Annotated in this window: 26 protein-coding genes; 15 read left to right on the top strand and 11 right to left on the bottom strand. The window is 68.5% G+C overall.

Annotated elements, in window-relative coordinates:
- The first annotated feature begins 88 nt into the window (after positions 1-88).
- Positions 89-547: a winged helix-turn-helix transcriptional regulator gene (locus ACH34W_RS14740; protein ID WP_395961415.1), complete on the top strand. Its 459-nt coding sequence runs from the start codon at positions 89-91 to the stop codon at positions 545-547.
- A gap of 78 nt (positions 548-625) precedes the next feature.
- Here the strand turns inward: ACH34W_RS14740 and ACH34W_RS14735 are convergent, their stop codons facing one another.
- Positions 626-1,039 carry a DUF4259 domain-containing protein gene (locus ACH34W_RS14735; protein WP_395961414.1) on the bottom strand — a complete coding sequence of 138 codons (414 nt, stop codon included), beginning with the start codon at positions 1,037-1,039 and terminating at the stop codon, positions 626-628.
- Between the two features lie 149 nt (positions 1,040-1,188).
- Between ACH34W_RS14735 and ACH34W_RS14730 the strand changes: the two genes are divergently transcribed.
- A complete protein-coding gene (locus ACH34W_RS14730) occupies positions 1,189-1,605 on the top strand; it encodes a nuclear transport factor 2 family protein (protein WP_395961413.1) in 417 nt (138 codons plus the stop codon).
- Positions 1,606-1,627: 22 nt separating this feature from the next.
- Here the strand turns inward: ACH34W_RS14730 and ACH34W_RS14725 are convergent, their stop codons facing one another.
- Positions 1,628-1,786 (bottom strand): hypothetical protein, encoded by a 159-nt coding sequence (locus ACH34W_RS14725; protein ID WP_395961412.1) that lies wholly within the window; start codon positions 1,784-1,786, stop codon positions 1,628-1,630.
- A 231-nt stretch (positions 1,787-2,017) separates the two neighbouring features.
- Here ACH34W_RS14725 and ACH34W_RS14720 point away from each other — a divergent pair, with 231 nt between their 5' ends.
- The 6 genes from ACH34W_RS14720 (at position 2,018) to ACH34W_RS14695 (ending at position 8,297) form a co-directional block, all read left to right on the top strand.
- Entirely contained in the window at positions 2,018-3,268 is a 1,251-nt protein-coding gene (locus ACH34W_RS14720) for a cation:proton antiporter (RefSeq protein WP_395961411.1), read from the top strand.
- A 98-nt stretch (positions 3,269-3,366) separates the two neighbouring features.
- On the top strand, positions 3,367-4,647 hold the full coding sequence (locus ACH34W_RS14715; RefSeq protein ID WP_395961410.1) for an ArsB/NhaD family transporter: 1,281 nt from the start codon (positions 3,367-3,369) through the stop codon (positions 4,645-4,647).
- A 111-nt stretch (positions 4,648-4,758) separates the two neighbouring features.
- Positions 4,759-5,370: a sigma-70 family RNA polymerase sigma factor gene (locus ACH34W_RS14710; RefSeq protein WP_395961409.1), complete on the top strand. Its 612-nt coding sequence runs from the start codon at positions 4,759-4,761 to the stop codon at positions 5,368-5,370.
- A complete protein-coding gene (locus ACH34W_RS14705; RefSeq protein WP_395961408.1) occupies positions 5,354-6,442 on the top strand; it encodes a hypothetical protein in 1,089 nt (362 codons plus the stop codon). The genes ACH34W_RS14710 and ACH34W_RS14705 overlap by 17 nt, the downstream gene beginning before the upstream one ends.
- On the top strand, positions 6,439-7,410 hold the full coding sequence (locus tag ACH34W_RS14700; RefSeq protein WP_395961407.1) for an ABC transporter ATP-binding protein: 972 nt from the start codon (positions 6,439-6,441) through the stop codon (positions 7,408-7,410). Before ACH34W_RS14705 ends, ACH34W_RS14700 begins: the two co-directional genes overlap by 4 nt.
- Positions 7,407-8,297, top strand: a complete 891-nt coding sequence (locus ACH34W_RS14695) for an ABC transporter permease (protein WP_395961406.1) — start codon at positions 7,407-7,409, stop codon at positions 8,295-8,297. Before ACH34W_RS14700 ends, ACH34W_RS14695 begins: the two co-directional genes overlap by 4 nt.
- A gap of 60 nt (positions 8,298-8,357) precedes the next feature.
- Here the strand turns inward: ACH34W_RS14695 and ACH34W_RS14690 are convergent, their stop codons facing one another.
- The 3 genes from ACH34W_RS14690 to ACH34W_RS14680 form a co-directional block, all read right to left on the bottom strand.
- Positions 8,358-9,437, bottom strand: coding sequence for a hypothetical protein (locus ACH34W_RS14690; RefSeq protein WP_395961405.1), 1,080 nt, complete (start codon positions 9,435-9,437; stop codon positions 8,358-8,360).
- A gap of 111 nt (positions 9,438-9,548) precedes the next feature.
- The gene (locus tag ACH34W_RS14685) at positions 9,549-10,781 is read right to left on the bottom strand and encodes an MFS transporter (RefSeq protein WP_395961404.1); all 1,233 of its coding nucleotides are present in this window, start codon (positions 10,779-10,781) and stop codon (positions 9,549-9,551) included.
- Positions 10,778-12,328 (bottom strand): flavin-containing monooxygenase, encoded by a 1,551-nt coding sequence (locus tag ACH34W_RS14680; protein WP_395961403.1) that lies wholly within the window; start codon positions 12,326-12,328, stop codon positions 10,778-10,780. The genes ACH34W_RS14685 and ACH34W_RS14680 overlap by 4 nt, the downstream gene beginning before the upstream one ends.
- Positions 12,329-12,347: 19 nt before the next feature.
- On the opposite strand from ACH34W_RS14680, the gene ACH34W_RS14675 reads away from it, so the two are divergent.
- The 7 genes from ACH34W_RS14675 (at position 12,348) to ACH34W_RS14645 (ending at position 19,567) form a co-directional block, all read left to right on the top strand.
- Positions 12,348-13,835, top strand: a complete 1,488-nt coding sequence (locus tag ACH34W_RS14675) for a cytochrome P450 (protein WP_395961402.1) — start codon at positions 12,348-12,350, stop codon at positions 13,833-13,835.
- The gene (locus tag ACH34W_RS14670) at positions 13,832-14,854 is read left to right on the top strand and encodes an alpha/beta fold hydrolase (protein WP_395961401.1); all 1,023 of its coding nucleotides are present in this window, start codon (positions 13,832-13,834) and stop codon (positions 14,852-14,854) included. The genes ACH34W_RS14675 and ACH34W_RS14670 overlap by 4 nt, the downstream gene beginning before the upstream one ends.
- Complete coding sequence (locus tag ACH34W_RS14665) at positions 14,835-15,692, top strand: SDR family NAD(P)-dependent oxidoreductase (protein ID WP_395961400.1); 858 nt, start codon at positions 14,835-14,837, stop codon at positions 15,690-15,692. The genes ACH34W_RS14670 and ACH34W_RS14665 overlap by 20 nt, the downstream gene beginning before the upstream one ends.
- 207 nt (positions 15,693-15,899) lie before the next feature.
- Entirely contained in the window at positions 15,900-16,436 is a 537-nt protein-coding gene (locus tag ACH34W_RS14660) for a TetR/AcrR family transcriptional regulator (RefSeq protein ID WP_395961399.1), read from the top strand.
- A 138-nt stretch (positions 16,437-16,574) separates the two neighbouring features.
- Positions 16,575-17,228 (top strand): fibronectin type III domain-containing protein, encoded by a 654-nt coding sequence (locus tag ACH34W_RS14655; RefSeq protein ID WP_395961398.1) that lies wholly within the window; start codon positions 16,575-16,577, stop codon positions 17,226-17,228.
- Positions 17,229-17,320: 92 nt separating this feature from the next.
- Positions 17,321-17,992 (top strand): NAD(P)H:quinone oxidoreductase, encoded by a 672-nt coding sequence (gene wrbA / locus ACH34W_RS14650; protein ID WP_395961397.1) that lies wholly within the window; start codon positions 17,321-17,323, stop codon positions 17,990-17,992.
- A gap of 126 nt (positions 17,993-18,118) precedes the next feature.
- On the top strand, positions 18,119-19,567 hold the full coding sequence (locus ACH34W_RS14645) for an MFS transporter (RefSeq protein ID WP_395961396.1): 1,449 nt from the start codon (positions 18,119-18,121) through the stop codon (positions 19,565-19,567).
- 44 nt (positions 19,568-19,611) lie between these two features.
- Here ACH34W_RS14645 and ACH34W_RS14640 read toward each other — a convergent pair whose 3' ends face one another.
- The 6 genes from ACH34W_RS14640 to ACH34W_RS14615 all read right to left on the bottom strand — a co-directional run bounded on the left by ACH34W_RS14640 (position 19,612) and on the right by ACH34W_RS14615 (position 24,412).
- Positions 19,612-20,472 carry a phytanoyl-CoA dioxygenase family protein gene (locus tag ACH34W_RS14640; protein ID WP_395961395.1) on the bottom strand — a complete coding sequence of 287 codons (861 nt, stop codon included), beginning with the start codon at positions 20,470-20,472 and terminating at the stop codon, positions 19,612-19,614.
- Positions 20,469-21,083: a TetR/AcrR family transcriptional regulator gene (locus ACH34W_RS14635; RefSeq protein ID WP_395961394.1), complete on the bottom strand. Its 615-nt coding sequence runs from the start codon at positions 21,081-21,083 to the stop codon at positions 20,469-20,471. Before ACH34W_RS14635 ends, ACH34W_RS14640 begins: the two co-directional genes overlap by 4 nt.
- Positions 21,084-21,209: 126 nt before the next feature.
- Positions 21,210-22,193 (bottom strand): hypothetical protein, encoded by a 984-nt coding sequence (locus ACH34W_RS14630; RefSeq protein ID WP_395961393.1) that lies wholly within the window; start codon positions 22,191-22,193, stop codon positions 21,210-21,212.
- 15 nt (positions 22,194-22,208) lie between these two features.
- Positions 22,209-22,763 (bottom strand): flavin reductase family protein, encoded by a 555-nt coding sequence (locus ACH34W_RS14625; RefSeq protein WP_395961392.1) that lies wholly within the window; start codon positions 22,761-22,763, stop codon positions 22,209-22,211.
- Entirely contained in the window at positions 22,760-23,257 is a 498-nt protein-coding gene (locus tag ACH34W_RS14620; RefSeq protein WP_395961391.1) for a hypothetical protein, read from the bottom strand. The genes ACH34W_RS14625 and ACH34W_RS14620 overlap by 4 nt, the downstream gene beginning before the upstream one ends.
- Before the next feature lie 18 nt (positions 23,258-23,275).
- On the bottom strand, positions 23,276-24,412 hold the full coding sequence (locus ACH34W_RS14615) for an acyl-CoA dehydrogenase family protein (RefSeq protein WP_395961390.1): 1,137 nt from the start codon (positions 24,410-24,412) through the stop codon (positions 23,276-23,278).
- Positions 24,413-24,476 lie beyond the last annotated feature (64 nt).

Genomic DNA, 24,476 nt, shown 5'->3' with positions numbered 1-24,476 from the left:
TCATTGCACACCCTCAATCAGTAGCATATTGCAACCAATGTGAGGCTACGGCACAATAGTTTCAATCTGCAACTCATCTGGAGGTGTCATGTCGGACGCCGTCACCCGCGCTCCGGACTCCGGCTGGACCGACCCCGGCTGCCCGGTCGCTCGCACGCTCGACCTCGTCGGTGACCGGTGGAGTCTTCTCGTCATCCGTGACGCGATGGACGGGGCACGATCGTTCACCGAGTTCCAACGCCGCACCGGCATCGCCCGCAACATCCTGACCGACCGGCTCCGCAAGCTCACCGCCCACGGTCTCCTCGCCCAGCGCACCGCACCGTCGGGTCGCCGCCAGGAGTACGTGCTCACCGACGCGGGCCGCGATCTCTTCCCCGTCGTCGTCACGCTGCGCCAGTGGGGGGAACGCCACGCCTTTGCCCCCGGCGAAGCCCACTCCACCCTCATCGACCGGCACGGCGCGACTGTGCCCGAACTCGTACCCACCGGCACGGACGGCACGGTGCTCGACGCCGACACCACCCGCGTGCAGAAGGCCGAATAGAAGCAGACAGTTCGGGCGCGCTCCCGCCCCCCGTCTCGAACGGCTCGTTCAGCACCGGCCTGAGCAGCGGCTGCTGGGCTATTCGACAGAGATGTCGTTGACCAGGACGGCCCGGAGCCGAGCAATCTCGTCGTGCCATCCAGGTTCTGGAACCTCGTCCCAGAGTTGCTTCACCTCGGAGTCGGCCGCAGTGACTCGATCGAGCACTCTGATGGCCAGAGGTATCAATTCGACGGGCATGGGCGGCAAGGGTTCATCCGGGCCGTAGACCGGATCGGCGGGAGACCCGCCAGGGAGTTGGGCCGCGACCAGCGCGGCTGCGGCGACTGCCGGATCGGCCACTCGGCTGATGGTGTTGTTGCCGGGTGCCAGTACCGCGTGCAGCGCGCGGGCGATCAGCTCGGTGCGCTGCTCGGGAGGCGCCTCATCCAGGTCTCCGGCGAAGTCCGCAGCGTGATCATTGTCGAAGGGTCCGACGCCCCAGGTTCCCATGCCACGATCCTTCCTCAGGTGCTGGTCTTGGCGATGCCGGGGATCGTGAGGACGGTCCCGGTGTCGCTACGAGATCTTTCGTTCTCAGCGGATCCGCCGAGAGCGGACGCGGGATGGGGATGGGAGGCCGGCCCGCGATAGTGGGGTTCATGCCGATCATCGACCACACCGAAAGTCTCCGCGCAGCCGAACGGCGCCTCCAGGCCGCCCAGCTGAACTCCGATATCGATGCACTGACCGAGCTGATCGACGATTCGGTGCGGTTCACCGGACCGGACGGAAATCTCTACTCCAAGCAGGACGATCTGCGTTTGCACGAAACCGGCCACCAAGTGCTGACCCGCGTCGAGGAGGAGGACCTCCAGGTGCTGGCCACCGCGCACACCGGTGTCACCTGGTTCCTCGGCACGCTGGAGGGCACCCTTGGGGGCCGGCGGCTGGTCGCCCGGATGCGCTACACCCGGACCTGGATCCACGACCAGGCGGGTTGGAGGATCATCGCGGCCCACGCCACGTTCCTCACAGACAACCCCTTCGACATCGGCGACGGTGCACACGGCGGCTGAATCAGGGGGTTGCAACGGCCGGCTAGGGGCCGGCCTGTGGGGATCTACTGCTCTTGCCGCCGGGATCGGCCCAGCTCTTGATGGGTGGCTTGTCGTGCGGGGTGACGCCGGGCTTAGGGGGTTCGACGTGGTCGACCGGCGCGTCCAGTTTCCGCCGTAGCGTGGTGAAGCGTGTCGGCAACGGTGAACCGCCCGGCTCCGCTCGGATACCCGATCCGGCCGAAATGGCGCACGTGACCGCTCTGGACGGTCATGGTTTGGCGCTGTTGACGGTGGCTCACGTCGGCGATCACGTTTGAGGAGGTCACACCGGCGACGCGTGGAAAAGGCATCAAAATCCCGTTAAGGTCGTGTATTGGTGAGCCGGGAAGCCTGGTCGGCATGTCCTGTTCAGCCGACCCAGAAGGCCGCCATGACCCCGCTTCTTCTCGCGTTCGCGGCATTGTTGTTGCTTGCCGTGCTGGTCTCCAGCCTTGCCAACCGCACCATGCTGTCGACGGCGGCGTTGTTCCTGATCGGCGGGTTCCTGCTGGGTGATGGCGTGTCCGGCACGGTGTCGCTGAGTCCAGGGGACCCGATCGTGGCCGGTCTGGCCGAGCTGGCGCTGTTCGCGGTGTTGTTCACCGACGGCATGCACGCCGGCTGGAAGGACCTGCGGGCCGCCTGGCGCCTGCCGGGGCGGGCGTTGGGCTGGGGCCTGCCGCTGACCCTGGGTGTCACCGCGCTGCTCGCCTACTATGTCGCCGGTCTGGGGCTGATCGAGTCACTGCTGGTCGCGGCGATCCTTACGCCGACCGACCCCGTCTTCGCCGCGGCCCTGGTCGGCAACGACCGCGTGCCACCACGGCTGCGGCATCTGCTGAACGTCGAGTCGGGCGTCAACGACGGGTTGATCTTGCCGTTCGTGGTGCTGTTCCTGGCCATCGCCAAGGGCAGTGACGACCTGCACCTCGGTGAGCTGGGCAGTGAGCTGGCGCTGGGCCTGGTGATCGGCGTGACGGTGCCCTGGGCGGCGATCATGCTGGAGCGCACCCGGCTGTTCGCCATCGCACCCAAGTACCAGCCCCTGAACGCGGTGGCGATCGGGCTCCTGGTCCTCGCCTTGGGCAAGGCGACCCATGGCAACCTCTTCCTGGCCGCCTTCGCCGCCGGCATCACGGTGGCCTCCATCGGCGATGAGCACAGCAAGGCGTTCGAGGAGTTCGGAGAGCTGGTCGCCGAGTTGCTCAAGCTGGCGGCGCTGCTGGTCTTCGGCGCGTTGCTGTCCCCGGCCTTCCTGGGCGAGGTGTCATGGACCGGCTGGGTGTTCGCCGTCCTTGCCCTCGTGCTGGCCAGGCCGCTGGCGATCTGGATGTCGTTCCTGCGGTCGGGGCTGACCGCCCGCGAGGTCGGCGCGGTCATGTGGTTCGGGCCCAAGGGCTTCGCCTCGGTGGTGTACGGGCTCCTGGTGCTCCAATCAGGGATTCCGGCAGCCGACGAGATCTTCCACCTGGTCGCGGTGACCATCGTGTTGTCGATCCTGGCGCACTCCTCGACCGATGTCGTCGTGGCTCGCGGGTTCGACGAGGAGAGCGAGGTGCCCGCGTGGTACGGCAAGGCCCGCACACTCGTACGCCGTCCCGGGACCACCGCGGTGACCACTCCCGACAAGGACTCTGAGTGATTGCTTCATTACCGTAGGGACAGGTGTGCCCGGGAAGTTAGGCGTGCCGGGAAGTCTCGTCGGCGTCATTCCGCTCATCCCCTTCGACAGGAGGCTCCTTGGCCGCCGTAGCGATCACGATCTTCGCCTTCGCCTACGTGCTCATCGCGTCCGAGAAGATCGCCCGGACCAAGGTGGCGCTGGGCGGCGCGGCCCTGATGTTGCTCTTCCACATCACCGACGCCGAGGCCGCCTTCTTCTCCGAGGAGAGCGGGATCGACTGGAACGTCATCTTCCTGCTCCTGGGAATGATGGTGATCGTGTCGGTGCTGCGGCAGACCGGCGTCTTCGAGTTCACGGCGATCTGGGCTGCCAAACGTGCTCGCGGCAAGCCGTACCGGCTGATGCTGATGCTGGTGGTCATCACCGCCTCGGCCTCGGCGCTGCTGGACAACGTGACCACCGTGCTGCTCATCGCGCCCGTCACGTTCCTGGTGTGTGAACGGCTCGCCCTCCAGGTCGCCCCCTACCTGATCGCCGAGGTGATGGCGTCCAACATCGGCGGCACCGCCACCCTGGTCGGCGATCCGCCCAACATCATCATCGCCAGCCGCGGCAACCTGTCCTTCAACGACTTCCTCATCCACCTGGCCCCCCTCGTGGTGGTGCTCATGGTGGTGTTCTGCCTGATGTGCCGCCTGCTGTTCCGTTCGGCCTTCACCTATGACCCCGAACGCGTAGCGGAAGTCATGGCGCTGGAGGAACGCGAGGCGATCACCGACACCCGGCTCCTGTTCCAAGGACTGGGGGTGCTGGGCGTGGTGGTCGCCGCGTTCGTCCTGCACCCCGTGCTGCACTACGAGCCCTCCATCGTCGCCCTCCTGGGTGCCGGCCTGCTGGTCGCCGCCACCAAGGTCACCACCGAGCAGGCACTGGACGAAGTCGAATGGCCCACCCTGGTCTTCTTCGCCGGGCTGTTCGTCATGGTCGGCGGCCTGGTCGAAACCGGAGTCATCGGCGACGTCTCCAACGCCGCCGCCGACGCCACCGAAGGCCGCCTCGGCTTCGCCACCATGCTCCTCCTGGGCGCCTCCGCCGGGCTGTCGGCCATCATCGACAACATCCCCTACGTCGCCACCATGAGCCCCATCGTCGGTGACCTCGTGCAACAGAACGGCGGAAACGACCACGCCCAGGTCCTCTGGTGGGCGCTCGCGCTCGGCGCCGACCTGGGCGGCAACGCCACCGCCGTCGGCGCCAGCGCCAACGTGGTGGTCCTCGGCATCGCCGCCCGCAACGGCCACCCCATCACTTTCTGGCAATTCACTAAATACGGCCTCGTGGTCACCGTCGTGACGGTCGCTCTTGCCGCCCCCTACCTCTGGCTCCGCTATCTGTAGGAAATGCTCCCCATCGCCCAGTGGCGTACAGGACGCCACTCGCACAACTGTTCACTGTCACATGTGGGGCTTCGGCGGTGCTCTACAGGTGTGGACCTTGTAAGACATGGTGTGAGCGCGCCGGCCGCCGCGTTGCCGGCCGTCCTGGCAGGTGAGGGACGCGGCGCGGTGGTCAGGCGAGCCGAGCGGAAGGACGGCGAGGTGGTGTCGAGTCCGCTGGGGCGAGGAGCCGTCCGATCCGACCTCGAACAGGTCTTTCGCACGGCCTATCCGCGGGTCGTCGCCGTCGCCGCCCGCGTGCTCGGTTCGCGGGACGAGGCCGAGGACGTGGCTCAAGAGGTGTTCCTGACGTTCGCGCGCTCCTCGGTGCCGACCGGCGAGGCGGTGCGATGGTTGTCGGTCGCCGCGGCGCACACCGCGCTGAATCATCTGCGCTCCGGCCGTCGCCGCGCTACGCGGGAAGAGGCCGCCGACAGCAGCGGCGCCATCTCCCCGGATATCGCCGACGCCGTCGTGACCCTCGACGAGCGCCGCCGCGTGCGGGCGGCGCTGGCCCGGCTTCCCCGCAGGCAGGCCGTGGCCCTCGTCCTGCGGCACAGCGGCCTCAGTTACGCCGAGGTCGCCGCCGCTCTTGACCTTTCCCCCGGCAGCGTGGGCACCACCGTGCGACGCGCCGAGTCCGCTTTGCGCAAGGAGTTGAACCGTCATGCGTCATCCGAGTGACGGCACGCTGCGCCGGCTCCTGGACGAGCCGGCCGGAGTCGCCGACGCCGATCGCGAGCACGTCGGGGGATGCGTGACGTGCCTGTCCGGACTGGCGGCCGCCCAGGAGGACGCGGCGTTCGCCGGGGCGGCGCTGGAGACCGCGTTCACCGCGGATGTGGACGGGGGGTGGCAACGCCTGGCAGGCGCGGTCGCCGTCGAGGAACGGCGCCCGGCCGCCACGGCGACCCCCGCCGGCCGATGGCGCGCGAAGCTGCGCAGTCCGGTGGTCGCCATATTCGGGGTCGTCGCCATCCTGGGCGGGGCCAGTGTCGCGGCCGCTGCGGATTGGCTGCAGATCTTCCGTACCGAGAAGGTCACCCCGGTCACCGCACCCCGGGCCGACTTGGTGAAACTGCCCGAGTTGTCCGAGTTTGGCGAGCTGGAGGTGACCGCGAAGGTCGACTTGCGCCAGGTCGCCGACGCCAACGCGGCGCAGAGGGCCACGGGTCTCTCCGTCCCACAGGTCAGCAGGCTGCCCCGCGGTGTGACGGGGGAACCCACGTACCGGGCCAGCGGCCAGGTGAGCGGCGTGTTCACCTTCTCGGTCGAGAAGACCGCGCGGACCGTCGCGGCGGCCGGCGGGACAGCGCCGCCACCACCCCCCGGCCTCGACGGCAGCCGGTTCCGGCTGGGCGCCGGCCCCGGCCTCGCTGCGGTCTGGACGCAGGGCCGCCCCGTACCGGCGCTGATCGTGGTCCGCGCGGTCGCGCCCACCGTGCACTCCTCGGGCGTCCCGTTCGAGACGGCCCGCGATTACCTGCTGTCCCTGCCCAACCTGCCCGAGAACGTCGCGTCGCAGCTGCGCGGTTTCTCTGGCGCGGGGACGACGCTGCCCTTGTTCGTGGCGGCCGAGAGACTGACGACTTCGTCCGCGGACGTCGGGGGAGTGGCGGCCACGGTGCTCAGCTCGCGGGACGGCGCGATGGCGGGGGTGGTCTGGGTGAACGACGGTGTCGTCACCGCGGTGGCGGGTTCGCTGAGCGCCGGCGAGGTGCTGTCGGTGGCCCGCGGGCTGCGGTGGGGCCGGTGACCCCCCGCCCCGCCGAGGCCACCGAGCAGCTGCTCGCGGAGCTGCCTCCCGCACCGGCGGTGTGGTGCTCGGGCCTGCGCAAACGGTACCGGCGCCAGATCGCGGTCGACGACGTGTCCTTCACCGTCGGCCGCGGCGAGGTGGTCGGCCTCCTTGGCCCGAACGGAGCGGGCAAGACCACCGTCATCAAGATCCTGCTCGGTCTGGTCCGCCCGGACGCGGGGAACGTGCTGCTGCTCGGCCAGCCGGCACGGGACCCGGAAGCCCGGGCCCGCGTCGGCTACCTGCCGGAGCTCTTCCGGTACCAGCCCTGGCTCACCGCCGCCGAGGTGCTGGCCCTGCACGTCCGGCTCGCGGGCGTCGCGGTGCCGGCCGGAGAACGACGCGAGTGCCTGGCCACCGTCGGCCTCGCCGACCGCGCCGGCGACCGGGTGGGCGGCTTCTCCAAGGGCATGCAGCAGCGCCTCGGCCTGGCCGTCGCGCTGGTGGCCCGCCCAGAGCTCGTCGTCCTGGACGAACCCACCAGCGCCCTGGACCCGATCGGGCGGGCCGATGTGCGAGACCTGCTGCTGACCCTCAAATCCCGCCAGGTCACCGTTCTGCTCAACTCGCACCTCATCGGCGAGGTGGAGCGGGTCTGTGATCGCGTCGTCATCCTGGACAAGGGCAAGGTCGCCGCATCCGGCACCCTGGCCGAGCTGCTCGGCCAGCGCGAGCTGCGGCTGCGGCTGGACGGGGTGGGCACGGAAGCACAGGCACGGCTTGACGCCGCCGGCCGCGTCACCAGCAGCGGAAACTCGTTCACCATCGCGCTGCCCGCCGACGAGGACACCACCACCGTGCCCGATCTGGTGGCCGATCTGGTCGCACTCGGAGTGCGCGTGCACGCCGTCGAGCCCGGACGGATCAGCCTTGAGGAACGACTGCTCGACATTCTGCGTGTTGATCCCGGAGGGGACCGCCGATGACCGCGATGACCACCCGGACCACCCGGAACGCCAGGACCGCCCGGACCGCCCGGACTGTGCTCACCGTCGCCGCCCTCACCCTCCAGGAGGCCGCCCGCCGGCGCGTGTTGCGCTCGCTCGCCGTGATGACGATCGTCCTGCTCGCGCTCAGCGCCTGGGGATTCTCCCGGCTCAACGCGAACTTCGGCACGCTCACCACCGGAGAAGCCCGGCTGGCAACCTCCCAGGTGCTCAACCTGGTGATGTTCGGCCTGAGCCTGATCGCCGCCCTTGGCACGGCGTTCCTCGCCGGCCCCACCATGGCCGGCGAGATCGAGTCAGGGACGGCACTGGCGATGCTGGCGCGGCCGGTCCGCCGCTCGGCGGTGCTGCTCGGCAAATGGCTGGGGCTGGTGACCTTCGGCAGCGGCTTCATAGCCATGGCCGGGCTCACCCAGCTCGTCATCGTCTGGGCCACCACGGGATACTGGCCACCCCAGCCGGTGACCGGTCTGGCGCTCCTGGCGGCCCAGACCACCGTGCTGCTCACCCTCGCTCTACTCCTGTCCACCATCACCTCGCCGATGGCATCGGGCATCGTAGCGGTCGGCCTCTTCGGCGCCACCTGGATCGCGGGTGTGGTCGGCGGCGTCGGCCAAGCTCTCGACAACCAGGGCATGGCCCGGGTAGGCGCCGTCTCCCGGATGCTCCTGCCGACCGACGGCCTTTGGCGCGGGGCCATGCGCGGATTCCAGGACCCAACCGTGCTGCTGTACTTCCCCTCATTCGGCGACTTCCCGTTCCTGAGCCAGGCCCCGCTCACCACCACCTACCTGGCCTGGACCTGCCTCTGGACCGGCCTCGTACTCGGCCTAGCCGCAATAGCCTTCCTACGCCGCGACCTGTAGAAGCGCAGAGTCGTCCGCGCGCGCCGTAGGACCCAGCCTCCAGCTCAGAGAAGTTCAGCATCATCGGTGAACCTCAGCCGCGTCGCGCTCGACTTGTATTGCGAGGTAGACGGCGCGTACCGCGAGTGTGCGCTCGATCCTGTCGATGATCGGTGCGAAGAACCGCCGCCGGTGGTCGGCGTCGCTCATCGAGGTGACCGCGAAGTACATGCTGCCGAAGCCGGCGAAGAGCGTGGCGGTGCGCAGCATCGCGACCGGTATCTCCGGCAGCAGGATGGTCCGCACCGGTCTGGTGCCTATCCACTGCTCCGCCGTCTGGGGTGTGACCACGAGCAGGCCCAGGACGAGGAAGAACGTGAACAGCGCCAGGCCGACGACCGCTGCCTGAACGAGCTGGCGGGTGGCGAGCATCAGCAGCAGGTTTCGTACCTGGCGTCCGTTGAGCGGGACCGCGCGCAGGGGACCGTCGCGCGTCAGGTGTTCGATCGGCACGTCGGCCAAGGGTGTTCGGCTGCACGCCGATGCCAGCCGGTGCGGGCTCAGATCCTGCTCGACCCGGCCGATCTCTTCTCGTAGCCGGACAGCGGCGGCGAGCGTGGTGACCGCGGCGAACAGCCCGACGACCAGTCCGACTCGCCACCAGGGCAGGCGGTTCATGGCCTGCCACAGCTCGCCGGTGAAGAACAGGAAGAGCGTGACGAACAACAGTGCGGGCAGCGCCCGGCCCAGCAGTTGCATGCTGTTGCGCATGTCGGAGAACGTGCGCCGGACCGCCCGGCGCACGAGCGTGACGATGCCGTACGTGGTGACCAGGAGCATGGCGGCGAAGGCGGTGGCGAAGAAGATGACGAACCCGAGCACCCCGACCCAGCGGCTTCCAGGCAGGGTGACGGTCCCGTCGACGGCCAGTTGCAGCAAGGGCACGGTGATGGGCATCGCGGCGTAGGCGATGAGGATGGCGGCGGTGGTCGTTGGTGAGAAGCGGGGCAGCCGGGGGACGAGCACGCGGATGATCAGCCGTATGGCCGCCGCTGCCGCGAGCACGGCGCCGAGCAGCATCCAGCGTGCTGAACCGGCGGTCCTGAGCGGCACGAACCAGGCCAGGCTGGCGAGGGCCACGAATGCCAGCGACGGGATCATCCTGGGGAGTATGTGCGTGGCGAAGCCGTATCCGTCGATCATCGTGGGCGTGCCACGACGGACGAACCAACGTTCGGTCTGGCGTATCAATTCAGGCGATGCGTGCACAGGTCAGGCCGTTTGTGGTGCCGGAGTGTCGACCACCGTGGGAGTACTGAGACCGCGCAGGAGCGGCACGGCGACAAGCGCGCCGGCGCCGCAGATGAGGAACGCGATCGTCGGCTCGTGGACGAAGAGCCCGACGGCGGCCGGGATCATGAAGCCGCCGATGTTCCCGGTGAGCCAGACCAGGCCCGAGGCTGTGCCCTCGGCCTCTCCGGCGCGCCGTCCCAGCAGTTCCAGGACGATGGGAAGGGACGGCAGCAGCACGAATCCGATGAGCATCAGGCTGACGAAGCCGGTGGGCACCGAAGGTGCGACCGCGAGCAGCAGGCAGCCCATGGCGGCCACGACGAGGCCGGCGACCAAGATCTGGCGTTCCCGCCGGCGGCGTGCCGCCACAACGGGGACGAACGCACAGGAGACGACACCGGCGAGCACAGTGAGGAGCAGCATGACGCTCGCGACGTCCGCACGAACACCTGCGGGTTCGAGCAGCGGCTGAGCAAAGGTCATGATCGCGTCGAAGATCCCGAACGGGAAGAAGACGAGGAGGCAAAGCCGCCGGATGAAGGGGTCGGCGAGTGTGGCGCGTACCGAGACCCGCTGCCCGCCCGGCGGTGAGCCGGATGTGCGCAACGGGTGTCTGAGTGCGACCAGCAGGGCGAGGGCCGCGGCACAGGCGACCCCGGCACCGAGGCCGACCAGGAGGGTGAGCTGCTCGGCGTCCGGCAGCGCGGCGCCGAGCAGGAAGGCCGCGACCATGCCGGCGAAGGTCCCCGCGCTCGCCAGGGCGATCCCGCCCGCGCGGTCCTTCTCGGCAAGATGGTTGCGGGCGACCATGGGAATCGCGTTGAGCACCAGCGGCTGTCCGATCGAAACGATGATCTGCCCGGCGAGCGCCCACTCATAGGAGTCGCCCGCCAGCCTCAGTGCGGCTCCGCCTGCGGTGAGCAGCGCGCCGGCCGCGAGACCGGGCTTGAACCAGCGGTCGAGGAGCCGCCCGGCGGGAATCGCCAGCAGGACGTACCAGAGCGGGAACATGTTGGCCAGCCATCCGACCGCCGCCTCCGATACACCGAAGTGGCCGGCGGTGACGGTGGTGACGGGCGCGTAGGTCAGCCACACCAGCTGGTTCGCCGCCGCCACGACGGTGAAGGCGGCGACGACCGACCAGCGGCTTCCGCGGTGCGAGGTTGACGAAGGCGATCCGGCTCCCGCGGTGGTCCGTGCGTGCCGGGTCACGGCGACGCCTTCGTGGCCGGTTCCCGCTTACGGCCCGTTGCCGGGCGGGCGGTGAAGGTGACGTGGTCGTCGACCGGTCCGCGGGTGAGCAGGCGCCGGTCGCGGATGTAGTTCTGGTGCAGGCGCCACGGCACGGTGTCACCCTGCTTGGGAAAGGCGTCGATGCTGCGCCGCACGTAGCCGGAGTTGAGGTCGATCAGGGGAGCGAGCGCCCCGTTCGCCGGTGGCGCCGGGGTCACCGAGGCGTAGCCGCCCGCGTCCATGTGGTTGATCAGGCGGCAGGTGTACCGGGCGACGAGGTCCGCCTTGAGCGTCCAGGAGGCGTTGGTGTATCCGAGCGTCCAGATGAGGTTGGGGACCCCGGACAACATCATGCCCTTGTAGGACACCGTGGAGCCGACCTCGACCGGACGGCCGTCCACGGAGATCTCGGCGCCGCCCAGCGCGAGCATGGTGAGGCCTGTGGCAGTGATCACGACGTCGGCGGTGAGCTCGCGTCCCGATGCCAGGCGGATTCCGTCCGGTGTGAAGGTGCTGATCACGTCGGTGACGACGGATGCCTTGCCGGCGCGGATCGTGGCGAAGAGGTCACCGTCGGGCACGAGGCACATTCGCTGATCCCAGGGGTTGTACGTCGGCGTGAAGTGCCTGTCGACGTCGTAGCCGCTGGGCAGCCGCTTTCTGGTGTGCCGCAGCACGAACGCCTTCATCAACTTCGGGCGGCGGCGGCTCAGCCGGTAGATCGCCAGGTCGAGCAGTGCGTTCTTCCACCTGACCACCGAGTGCGCGGTGGACGCCGGCAGCCGCCGGCGCAGGACGGTCGCGATGGGGTCCTGCCTGGGGGCCGCCACGATGTAGGTCGGGGACCGCTGGAGCATCGTGACGTGGCTGGCCGTCGTGGCCATCGAGGGTACGAGGGTGACCGCGGTGGCGCCGCTTCCGATCACGACGACCCGTTTGCCGGCGTAGTCCAGATCGTCCGGCCAGTGCTGCGGATGGACGATCTGACCACGGAACTGGTCCGTCCCCGGGAAGCCCGGGTCGAAGCCCGCGTCGTAACGGTAGTAGCCGGTGCACATCCACAGGTAGGCGGACGTGAGCGTCACGTCCTCTCCGGTGTCGGCGCGGTGGGCCGTGACGGTCCAACGCGCGGTGTCGCTGTCCCAGCTCGCAGTGACGACACGGTGTTCGAGCCGGATGTCCTTGGCGACGCCGAACTCCCGGGCGGTGTCCTCGATGTAACGCAGGATGCTCGGCCCGTCCGCGATGGCGTCGCCTTCGGTCCACGACCGGAACGAATATCCCAGCGTGAACATGTCCGAGTCCGACCGCACGCCGGGATACCGGAACAGGTCCCAGGTCCCGCCCACGGCGCCGCGCGCCTCAAGGATCGCTACCGATTTTCCGGGGCAATTCCGCCGTAGATGGCATGCTGCTCCGATGCCGGACAGGCCCGCGCCCACAATGATCACGTCGAGGTGTTCGGCCATGTCGTACTCCTGTTCCTGAGCGCCTGGCGGCGCCGCCGCGCGGCGACGGAGCCTCATGGTACGCGCATGTACCGGAATGTGGTACCCGTCTGTACCGTTCGAGCTCGATGGGATTCAATGCACATTAACGCAGTCTTGCAGGGTGTGGTACTTGCGTGTACCGTGCCGTGGTACCGAGCTGTACCAACGAAAGGTGCGGGCCGTGACCGCAAGTAAGAACACGGCGGTGTCGCTACCGCCTGGACCCCGGCTACCGAAGATCGCGCAAGGGCTCGCCTTCGTCATGTGGCGTCAGTCGACGATGCGGCTGCTGCACCGGGTCTACGGCGCGTCCTTCACCCTCAACCTGCCGTTTCTCGGCCCGACGGTGGTCATCAGCGAGCCGAAGCTGATCAAGCAGGTGTTCCAGGCCAAACCCGAGATCGTCGGTCTCCACGATTTCAACCTGGGCGTCGTTCTCGGGTCCGGCTCGCTGTTCGCACTGGACGGCGCCGAACACCATCGCCGGCGCAAGCTCCTGGTCCCGCCCCTGCACGGGCGGCGGCTGCAGGCGTACGAGACCATCATGGAAGAGGAGGTGATGCGCGAGATCGAGACATGGCGGGCCGGGGAGGAGTTCGAGACCCTGACCCCGATGATGCGCGTCACCCTCAACATCATCCTGCGCGCCGTCTTCGGAGCCGAGGGAGCCGAGTTCGAGCAGCTCCGCGAGCTCCTCCCGCGCCTGGTGGACCTGGGCTCCAAGCTCATGGGAATCCCGTTCCTGCGGCCCGACCTCGGGCCGTGGAGCCCCGGCGGCCGGTACCGGGCCCACCGCCGCCGTTTCGACGAGATCGTCGACACGCTGATCGAAAAGGCGAAGAGCGATCCCGATCTGGAGGACCGCCCGGACGTCCTGTCGCTGCTGGTCCAGGCGCGGTATGAGGACGGCGAGCCGATCACACGGCAGCACCTGGCCGACGAGCTCCTGACACTGCTGGCCGCCGGTCACGAAACCACGGCGACCACACTCGCGTGGGCCTTCGAGCGGATCCGTCGCCACCCATCCCTCCTTTACCGCCTCGCCGAGGAGGCGGATGCCGGCGGTTCGGAACTGCGCCAGGCGACGATTCTGGAGGTGCAACGCACCCGGCCGGTCATCGACACCACCGAGCGTGCGGTCAAGGCCCCGACTTACACACTGGGCGAATGGATGATTCCCCACGGCCACAGCATCATGGTCCATATCGACCGCGTACAGAACGACGACTCGGTGTTTCCCGATGCCGCATCCTTCAACCCGGATCGGTTTGTAGGCGCGAAACCGGAAAACTCTTCGTGGGTGCCGTTCGGAGGCGGAACGCGCCGCTGTATCGGCGCCGCGTTCGCCACCATGGAATTGAACGTCGCTCTGCGGACGATCCTGCGTGAATTCGAAATCGGCACGACGTACGCGCGGCCGGAGCGAGCGCATTGGCGCGGCGTGGCCATCGCCCCGGCCGAAGGCGGACGCCTGGTCGTCCACCAAAGAACACCGAAGGGCACGCTTGGCGAACAAGCCCTGACCGCGGCCGGTGCACCGTGAGCGACACGGCGACTCCTCCGTCCGACAAGGCGACTCCTCCGTCGGACACGGCGACTCCTCCGTCCGAGCGCTTCGCCGACGTCGGACGCGGCATCACTCTTTGTTACGAACGCATCGGTGATCCGGCCGGCGAGCCACTTCTGCTGATCGCCGGTCTGGGCCAGCAACTGCACTCATGGCCCGATGAGTTCTGTGCGGAACTTGCCGGACGCGGCTATGCCGTCGTGCGGTTCGACAACCGCGACGCGGGGCGTTCGACGCACATGACCTACCCGCCGCCCAACCCGATCGCGATGTTCCGCGGGCGCGGCGGACCACGCCAGTACCACCTCGGCGACATGGCACGCGATGCCATGGGCTTGCTCGACGCGCTCGGTCTCGGCTCGGCGCACGTCGTCGGTGTCTCGATGGGCGGAATGATCGGCCAGACCCTGGCGGCACATGCTCCGCGGCGGGTGCGATCGCTCACCTCGGTCATGTCGACCACCGGCGCGCCGAAGATCGGCCGCCCGGCGCTGAGCACGTGGCTGCGCATGCTCAAACCGGCGCCCAGGAACCGCGCCGAGGCGATGGACCAGGAAGTGGGCATGTACCGCCACATCGGCTCGTACGGATTTCCGTTCGACGAGGCCGCGATCCGCGATGCGACCGGGCGCGCCTGGGACCGGGACCCGACGTCCGAAGGGGTGGCCCGGCAGCTGACCGCGATCTTCGCCAGCCGCGACCGGACCGGCGAGCTGGCCGGCATCCAGGCCCCCACGCTCGTCGTCCACGGTGACCGGGACCCGATGGTGCACCCGACCGGCGGCAGGGCGACGGCCCGGGCGATCCCCGGAGCCAAGATGGAGACGATCACCGGAATGGGACACGACCTGCCGCGCGGAGCGTGGCCGCGGATCATCGACCTCATCGACGCCAACGCGCGCCGGGCCGGCCGCACGGCCCCGGTGACGACGCCTCCGGACCAGATGACGGCACCTTCGGAGCAGGAGAGCGGCGATGCCGAGATCACAGCGTAGAAGGATCAGCGGAAGCACCGTGGTCATCAGCGGCGCCGCCTCGGGCATCGGCCGCAGCCTCGCCCAGCGGCTGTCCGCCTACGGCTGCGCCGTGGCGATCACCGACATCGATCAGCGGGGCCTCAAGGAGACCGAGGTGACCCTGCGGGGACCAGTGTTCGCGCGGGTGATGGACGTCCGCGACGCCGCCGCCCAGGCCGAATTCGCCGCCGAGGTCGGGGACTGGATGCCGGGCCGCCTCGGCGCCGTCTTCAACAACGCCGGCGTGGCGACCGCGGCGCCGGTCGCCGAAATGCCGCCCGAGGACCACGACTGGGTGATGAGCATCAACCTCGGCGGGGTCGTCAACGGCACGCGAGCCTTTCTCCCCCTTCTTCTCGCGCAGGACAAGGGGGTGATCGTCAACACGTCGAGCGTGTACGGCCTGACCGGCGTGCCGTCCCACAGCGCCTACTGCGCGTCGAAGTTCGCTGTGCGCGGCTTCACCGACGCGCTCCGCCAGGAGCTGCGCGGAACCGGAGTCCACGCGGTCAACGTCCATCCCGGCGGAATCCGCACCAACATCGCGTGGAACGCACGCTTCCGCCAGGACCCCGAAGGCAAGGGCCGTACTCAGGCGGAGTACGCCCAGGAATTCGACTCCATGGCCATGACGACGCCGGAGAAGGCGGCGGAGGCCATTCACAAGGGCGTGGAGGCCGGCAAGGCGCGCATCCTGATCGGGCCGGACGCCTACCTGATCGACGCCTTGGCGCGCATCGCACCGACCCGCTATTTCGACATCCTGGAGCGGGTGGAGAACCGGCTGCACGGCCGGGGAGCTGGTCCTGCGCATTGACCGCGCCCTGCGACGAGAGGAACTGTGATCATTACTCGGCTGCCCCATGCCCGCTCGGTCAAGGGCGCATGGTTGACTGGGGAGGTGAGGTCGCAAGACGCCGTCAGTGACGCGCCAGTCAGGATGTCCCCTGACGAGGGACAACGCGATGCGGCGCCGGGAACGGCCGCTGGGGCCGACCCGTTCCGGCAGCGCCTGCTGAACGGTATGGCCGCCGCGGTCCGTGAACGCGGATACTTCGATACGAAGATCGCTGACGTGGTGCGCCACGCGCGCACGTCGCGGCGCACCTTTTACGAGTACTTCCCCAACAAAGAGGCGTGCTTCCTCGCGCTGCACTCCGAGTTGAACGCCGAGCTGGCGCTAGCGATCGCTGCAGCCGTCGATCCCCATGCGGACCTGTCCGTCCAGATACGGCAGGCGATGGCGACCTGGCTGACGAGGATCGAGGCCGATCCTGCGATCGAATTGAGCTGGATACGCGCGGTACCGAGGTTGGGGACCGACGGGGTTCGGGTGCAGCGCGAGTTGCTTGAGCGGTTCGTCGCGTTGATCCGGGCACTGACCGACACGGCCGATCTCCGCGCGGCGGGCGTCAAGCCGGCGTCGCGGCACACAGCGATCATGTTGCTGGGCGGCCTCAACGAACTCGTCGCCGTCACCCTCGAGGACGGCGGCGACATCCGCGGCATCACCGACGCCGCGATCGACTGCACACTGGCGATCCTGGGCCCGCGAGGCTGACACCCCACAACGGCGGGCGACACCTGCGTCCACTTGAGGTCATCAGATTACTGGGATGAACCAGATGCCTGGCGAATTCGTGCCCCTTTTAGGCGCGGCTGGTAATGAATACCAGCACCCCAGGCGAAAGGAAAGCTTGTGCTCCCCAAGCTACATGCGCTCCCCACGATAGTGTGCTCACTGATAGTGCTGGCAGCCACGGTCATACCCTCGACCAGTGCAAACGCCTCCACGCTCCCGGCACCAACAGACTTCCGCGTCACCCAGACCGGCTTCGACAGGCTAGAGGTCGCGTGGTCACGCGTATCGAACGCTGAGCTATACCGCGTCCTCGTCAACGGCGTTCAGCGTGGTGCCGCCTACGACCCCGAGAGCACTCTTACGGTTACTCAACTCCGCCCAGGCACTACGTACGAGTTCGAGGTCCAGGCGGGCAGGTCTTCCGGCGAGTTCGGCCCTGGCGCGAGATTGTCAGCCACGACCCTTGCGGACGACGAGCCGCCCACTGCACCAACCGGTCTTCGCGAACACCTCGACGCGAGCGGAAAGTCGCTGGGGATAACGTGGAATGCCTCCAGCGACAACTGGGGCGTGAGCAGCACATATAACATCTACGCGGACGGTCGGCTCATCACACGCGGTGGTGCGCCAGCCCCATGGACTCGGCTCACCGACCCGTACGTTGGCGGACTCAGCTGCGGCAAGACGTACACCTTCACCGTCCAAGCCTTCGACCTCAACAACAACCTCTCCCCCGAGAGCGACTCACTGTCAGCCGCTACCGCCTGCTGATCGACAGCCGGTCGATCTCCGGCTCCCCTTGACAGGTTAGTTATGCGGATAACATTATGCGCATAACTAATTCAGGGGTCGAGGGAGCCGACATGACCGTGAAGGTCGCAGTCATCTACTACAGCGCGACGGGCGCCGTGCACGCACTCGCGCAGGCCGTCGCCGAGGGCGCCGCCTCGACCGGAGCCGAGGTGAGGCTGCGGCGGGTCGCTGAACTGGCGCCCGACAGCGCGATCGACGAGAACCCGCAGTGGCGTGAGCACGCCGACGCCGCGACGTCGATCGCCCAGGCTTCGGTTGAGGACCTGGCGTGGGCGGACGCATTCGCGTTCGGGACGCCGACACGGTTCGGCGCGCCGGCGGCGCAGCTCAAGCAGTTCATCGACCAGACCGGCGGGCTGTGGCGGGAAGGCCGCCTGGCCGACAAGCCGGTGACGGCGTTCACCTCGGCGTTCAACCTGCACGGCGGCAGCGAGGCCACGATCCTGTCGCTGGCCAACGTGTTCTACCACTGGGGGGCACTGATCGTCCCGCCCGGATTCACCGATCCGGCCGTGTACGCCGCCGGCGGAAATCCCTACGGCACGTCGTCAGTGACCGGCCCGAACGGAGACGGCCCAGACGCCGCGGCGCTAGATGCGGCCCGGTACCAGGGACGGCGGCTGGCCCAGACCGCGATCCGGCTGCTGGTGGGCAGCCGCGTTCCCGATTCCGACGGGAACGCCCGCACAACCGCCGACGGAAGAGCCCGCCAGACCGCGTGAGCGGCGATCCCACCCGACCCGCTCCCGGCCAGGGGCGGCACAGAGAGCTCATCCCATGAGCACCACCGGCGGGCCAGCTCACTGAACATTTGCCGCAGATTCGCATTCAGCATTGAGGAGGCGCTTGTGACGTCCGAACCGTCCACGAATACCTTGACCCGCAGCCACGCGGAAGGCGGGACCGGCCACGCCTGGATGGTCCTGGCGTTGGTGTGTGCCTGCCAGTTCATGGTGATCCTGGACGCATCCATTGTTAACGTCGCCCTGCCCTCGATCGACCGGGACCTCGGCTTTGCAGCCGCCGGCCTGGCCTGGGTGGTGAACGGCTACCTGCTCACCTTCGCCGGTTTCATGTTGTTGGGTGGCCGTGCCGCTGACCTGTTCGGCCATCGCCGGCTGCTGGTCGCCGGGCTGTTGTTGTTCTCCGCTTCAAGTCTGGCCGGTGGCCTGGCGACCGCCCCGGAGGTCCTGGTGGCGGCCCGCGTCGCTCAGGGCATGGGAGCCGCCATGATGGCCCCGGCGACGCTGGCCGTGATCAACTCCGGCTTCACCGAGCCGAACGCGCGTGCCCGGGCGTTCGGCGCATGGTCTGCCGCGGGCGGCGTGGGCGGGATGGCCGGCGCGGTCGCGGGCGGTGCCCTCACCACCGGCCTGTCATGGCGGTGGGTCTTCCTGATCAACGTGCCGATCGGCGTGGTGCTGATCGTGGTGGCCATGATGTCGCTGGCCGGCACGCACACCGGCCACCGGGAGCCGCTCGACCTCACTGGCGCGCTCACGGGGACGGCGGGACTGGCCGCGCTGATCTACGGGGTCATGCAAAGCGCCGATCATGGATGGACGTCCGTGCTGGTCATCGGGCCAGCCGGGGCGGGCGTGCTTCTGCTCGTCGTCTTCACCGTGGTGGAGGCACGCTTCGCCAGCCAGCCGATGATGCCACTGCGGCTGTTCAGACTCCGGGGGGTTGCCGTCGGCAACGGCATGCTGCTGCTGTTCGGCGGGATCGCCATCGCGATGTGGTACTTCACGTCGCTCTTCCTGCAGAACGTGCTCGGCTACGATGCGCTTCAAGCCGGGCTCGGGCAAACACCCGCAGCGGTGATGTTCATGGTGATCGCGCGATGGGCCGCCGCCCTGCTGCCGCGAACCGGTGTGCGCACTCTGGTGCTGGCAGGCTGCGGCTGTTTCCTGACCGGTTTCAGCTGGCTCGCCCAAGCCCATGCCGAGAGCGGCTATCTCACCGGCGTGCTCGGGCCTACGCTGCTCGTCGCGGTCGGCATCGGGCTGACGTTCCCCACTCTCATGGCCGCGGCGACCGCCGACACTCCCGAAGGCGACGCGGGAATCGTCGGCGGCTTGGCCAACACCGCCAGTCAGCTGGGCGGATCGGTCGGCCTGGCGGTACTCGCGACCGTCGCCAGCGCCAAAACTCAGATGGAGGCCGGCGGGAGTTCCCCGGCCGCCGCCCTCGCCGCCGGCTACGACCGGGTTTTCCTCCTGGCGGCCGGGCTTGGCGTGGCCATCGCGGTGGTCAGCCTGCTGCTGCCGCGGAATAGCGGACCTCTGCTGGACTGACGGAGCCGATCCCCATGGCCAGGCCTCCTGAAGACCCGGCGCACCTAATCGATTTCCAGGAGGCGGTTGGGGTGCATGCCGTCGACCATCCCGACGAAGGGTGGATAGATGCTGTAGCCGAGCATGCGGCGGATGTCTTCGGAGACTTCTTTGGTCACCTGGGGGCTGGTCGACAAGGTGAAGGCTTCTTGTGTGCGTAGCCAGGGCTGGCAGTACTGGGCGGTGGCAGCCAGCCGCGCCGTTGTGCTGCGGTTGGCGCCGCCGCCGTGCCAGAGGGTGCCGAGGAACAACACGCAGGAACCAGCGGGCATGACACCGGTCACGCGCGGGTCCATTTCGGTGGGGGTTCGGCCATCTGGCCAGCGGTGGCTTCCAGGAAGAAGGACAGTCGCGCCGTTCTCCTCGGTGAACTCGTCGATCGCCCAGACTGTCGCCACCGACAGTGCGGCGCGGGGGCGGGGGATGGGGTAGAAGCCGTCGTCGGGGTGCAGCAACTGGGCGTCTTCACCAGGCTGGATATTGATGATTTGAAGCTGGGACAGCAAGTAATTGGGCAGCAGGAGGCGGTCGAGCAGGGCCAGCACGCGGGGATGATCCACCAGGCGGTCCACGGCGCGGGTCTTGTTGAGCACGCTGTAGATCCGCTGGGTGTGGTGGCCTTCGAAACTGTTGCGGCCTGTCGGCCCGAGCAACGGAGCGAGCTCGGAACGCAGGTCCTCTCGTTCCTTCTGACTGAGCAGGTCCTTCAAGATGACGTAGCCGTCGCGTTCCAGGGCCGCCAGGTCGGCCTCGATCTGCGCCGCCTGGACGTCCCGGTCGCCGCTGGTGGCGCGGTGGGTGCGGGCGAGATCGCCGGCCAGATCCTCCAGCCGGCGCACTTCGGGGTTGGTGCTCGGCTCGGTCATGGTGTCCTCCGAGCGGCGCCGGCGGCTCCGGCGACGAAGGCCCACAGTTGCGCGGCCACCCGCGTGCGGTCTGGACGAGGCGTGCGGGTCAGGGCCACCACGACGGCCATGTGAACGCCGCCCAGAACCGCCGCCACGAGCAGTTCGGGGTCCCGGTCGGAGGGAAGGTCACCTTCGCGCTGACCACGAGCCATGTTCCGAGCACCCAGCTCGATGGCGGTGTGCAGGCGCTGCCTTTCGGTGCTCGCCGTCTCGGCGTCGCCACCCACGCGGCCGAGTACGACGGGGGCCAGCGGATCGTCGTACAGATGCTCCACCCACGCGTAGACCCGCGCCTCCTCCCGCTCGTACCAGCTGTCGCCGTCGAACTCCTTGTTGACCACAGCCTCATCCAGCCGGTCGTAGAAGCCGGAGACAACCGCGCTCAGCAGGCCACTGCGGGTGCCGAAATAGCGATAGGGCAGGCCCACGCTCACTCCAGCTCGCCGAGCCACGGCGGCCACCTCAAGATCGCCGGTCTCGACCATCTCCTCGGCGGCCGCCGCGAGTATCCGTTGCCGAGCCGATGCACCCTGCGCGGACCATCGCCGCTCCTTGCGTTCACCATCCATGGTCAGAGTGTAAGTTGAGCTCAACTCAATCGGCAAGGGATGGATTCTTGAACGTAGGGGGCCTGGGTCGGGCCGCCAGCCCTCAAATCCGGGCATAGGGACCCCTAATCGCCGGATGTCCCGGGGTCAGGCTGAGTTCGCGGGTTGTGACAGGATCGCTGCTGCTTCTGGTAGGCCCATGTAGTGGAGGCGGGCTTCGGCCATCTCGTCGGTCCATCGTTCTGCGATGTCGTAGCGTTCGGTCGCGGTGGTCTCCAGCAGCTTGCGGCCGGGGAACACCTCGTAGCCGTCGAGCAGTTCGGTGTGGTCCTGCATGCCTTCCTGGAAGAGGTTCTCGCGGCGCAGCACGTACTTGAGGACGGGCACCTCGTCCCAGAGCCGGCGGCCGGCGGTCACGATCTCCATGATCCGCGATCGGTAGCCGGGGTTGCGGATCAGGTGCTCACGCACGATCGAACTCCCGACGGTCAGGTGCCGGATCTCGTCGATCCCCGCGCCTCGGGCGATTTCGCCGGCCGCCGGGTCGAGGCGGTCCCATTTGCGCTCGCTCAGCTCTGCGGCGGGTGCCAGAACTCCCTCCACCACGATCGTGAAAGCCGCGACGGCGCCGATGAAGTCGCCTTCGTCGCGTACGGTGCGGACCACGAACTCCTCGATGGGGGCGAGCACCTCGGCGACGTAGTCCGCGGACAGTTCGGCGATGGTCGTGTGCAGCCGGTCGGCGGGCACACCGAGCTCGACGAGGTGGTTGCGGAAGACCATCGCGTGCCTGGCTTCGTCCAGCACCTGCGTCGCGAAGAACTCCATCTCCGGGACCCCCGGCGCCTCGGCCACGAAGTACGACAACGCCCGGGCGGCTCGGTCCTCGGCGACCGAACGCCAGCCCAGCTCCAGGATCAGCGCCTCGCGAAGCGGGCCGGGCTCGCGCATGTACTCGGGTGTGGCCGCGGCCGCGGCGTGACCGGTGGTCGCCCGTCCTTTGAGGGTGCCCTGCGCCACGGCGGTCAGCCAGTACGCAAGGTCGCAGTCGCGGGTGGTCATGGTCAGGCCCATCGCGCCGTCGAGCAGGTTGGGGGCCAGGTCGAAATCGGCTTCCTTGGGCACCGTCATGCCGTCTCCTTGTTCTTATGCCCGGCCGAGCGCGGCGACCTGGCCGGATGGGTGTGTGGCCTCTCGGGGCAGGACGCGGAGCATCCCGTCGTGCAGCCGTCCGGTGAAGTGCAGGAGCGGGCCGCCTTCGCCGTTGCGGGCGGTGACGACCTTGCCGAGCAGGAGGTTGTGATCGCCCGCCGGGACCGACGTGGTGAGATGACAGCCGAATGACGCCAGCGAACCGTTGATCCACGGCGCCCCGCTGAACGCGTCGGGCTCCCACTCGAGGTGATCGAACTGCGCCAGTCCCTGCGGCCGGGCGGGATCGGCGAACCAGCCGGCGAGCGCGGACTGGCGCGTGGACAGCACGTTCACCGCGAACCGCCGGGCCTCACCGATGACCTCGGTGAGGCCCGACCCCTCCCGCAGGCACACGCCGATCAGCAGCGGCTCCCGCGAGATCGCGGTGATCGAGGAGACCGTGGTGCCGCGGACGATGTCGCCGTGCCAGACGGTCACCACCGCCACGCCGGTCGCGAGGCGGCGGACCGCCTGGCGCAGCACCACGTCCAGATCGGATGCCGTCATTTGACGTGCACTCCGGCGGCGGCCGGAGTCCGCCCGTCGGCCGCCCGCCCGTTCCCGGTGGAGATCTCCTCCATCAGCCGGCGGTAGCCCGGCGCCGCGTGCGGCTCGAAGGGCAGGCTGAACGGCTTGAGGAAATTGCCCCAGATGCCGCGGTCGCCGAAGATGTGCCACGGGATCGCGAGCAGCGCCCACTCCCAGCCGATGGTGAAGCCCCAGAGCACGATGATCGCACCCTGCGTGATCATGCTGTGCATGATGTTGTAGGCGATGTAGTAGTTCTTCGAGATCCGGCCGGACGCGCTGCGCCGGAAGGCGATCGCGCCGGGCAGGTAGCCGAGGAGATCGATGTAGGCGAACAGGACGAGCGCCGGGAGCCAGCGGATCTCGCTCCAGTGCAGAACGACGAACACGTTGACGGCGAGCCAGGCGACGACGTATTCGGCCCGGTGGAGCCGGAACGTCGTCGGGCTCTCGAAGGGGTTCTTCACATCCATGGCATCCTCACTGGCTGGTCAGGACAGCCGCAGCGGCTGGCCGGTGAAATAGTCGACGAGCGCCTCCGCCATCGCGGTGCGCGAGGGCGGGTGGTAGGCCAGCGGGCGGACGGCGGCGATCAGGTAGGCGATGTCCGGCGACCGTATGAACGCGATGCCGCCGAGGAGTTCCGCCGCCATGTCCGCAGCGGTCCTGAGCGCCCGCTGAGCCGCGTATCTGGCCACCAGGACCGCCGAAACGGCGGCGTCGCCGGTGAGCCCGTCGCCGATGGCCCGGGCCGCGCCCTCAACGAGGGCGACGGCGGACTCCAGCTCGATCGCCGCCTGCGCACGGTCTGTCACGCTGCCCCGCCCCCTGGCCAGCGCCTGCTCCACCAGGGCACTCGCGGCGCCCACATAGACCGAGGTCGCCAGCATCTCGAACCAGGCGAACCCGGTCGTCTGTAGATCATCAAGCCGGTCGGGGTCGTCCGGCTCGGTACGGATCACCATGTCGGCCGGGACGAACACGTCGTTGAGCCTGACCTCGTGGCTCTCCGCTCCCGCCAGCACATTGCTCAGCCAGAACCTGTGGACGGAGATGCCCGGTGAGCCGGCCGGGATGAGCAGTAGGGCGAGCGTGGGAGACCCGTCGATCGGCACTGCGGCGCTGGCGGTGAGCAGGTCCATCGAACGGGCGAGGCTGCACGGCTTCTTGCCGCCGTTGACCAGGTAGCCGCCGTCGGTGACGCGGGCGGTCGCCGCCGGGACGACGATGTTCGCCCCCGGCTTCCCCTCGGCCCAGCCCGAGGCCACGATGAGATCGGCCGGTGCGATCTCGGTCAGGAGTTCCAGCTGCGCGGGGGTCAGCCGTCCGGCCCTTTTGGCGAGCGAGAAAAGCGTCGCCACCGTGTAGTGGTGCATCGTGGTGGCAGCACCCAGCGATGGCGAATACGACGACATCGCCCGCACAATGCGTGCCGCGCTGAGCGCGTCCACTCCCATGCCGCCGTATTCCGCCGGCACCACCAGCCCGGGTCCGCCGAACTTGCGGAATATGCCGACGACCGGCCCGTCCGGTGCCTCACGTTCGGCCAGGGAGATGTCCGCGAGAGCGGCACACATGCCCGGGTGGTAGCGCTCGCACAGGTTACGCGCCTCATCAAGGGATCGCATGAATCATTCTCCGACCTATTTCAGGCACCATCTCCGTGAATATGATTGCAGCCTCTTCTGACGC

The organism is Actinomadura sp. 6N118 (assembly GCF_044326415.1).
GTDB lineage: Bacteria > Actinomycetota > Actinomycetes > Streptosporangiales > Streptosporangiaceae > Spirillospora.
The sequence above is the reverse complement of the archived record's forward strand: the minus strand, read 5'-3'. Positions and strand labels throughout refer to the sequence as shown.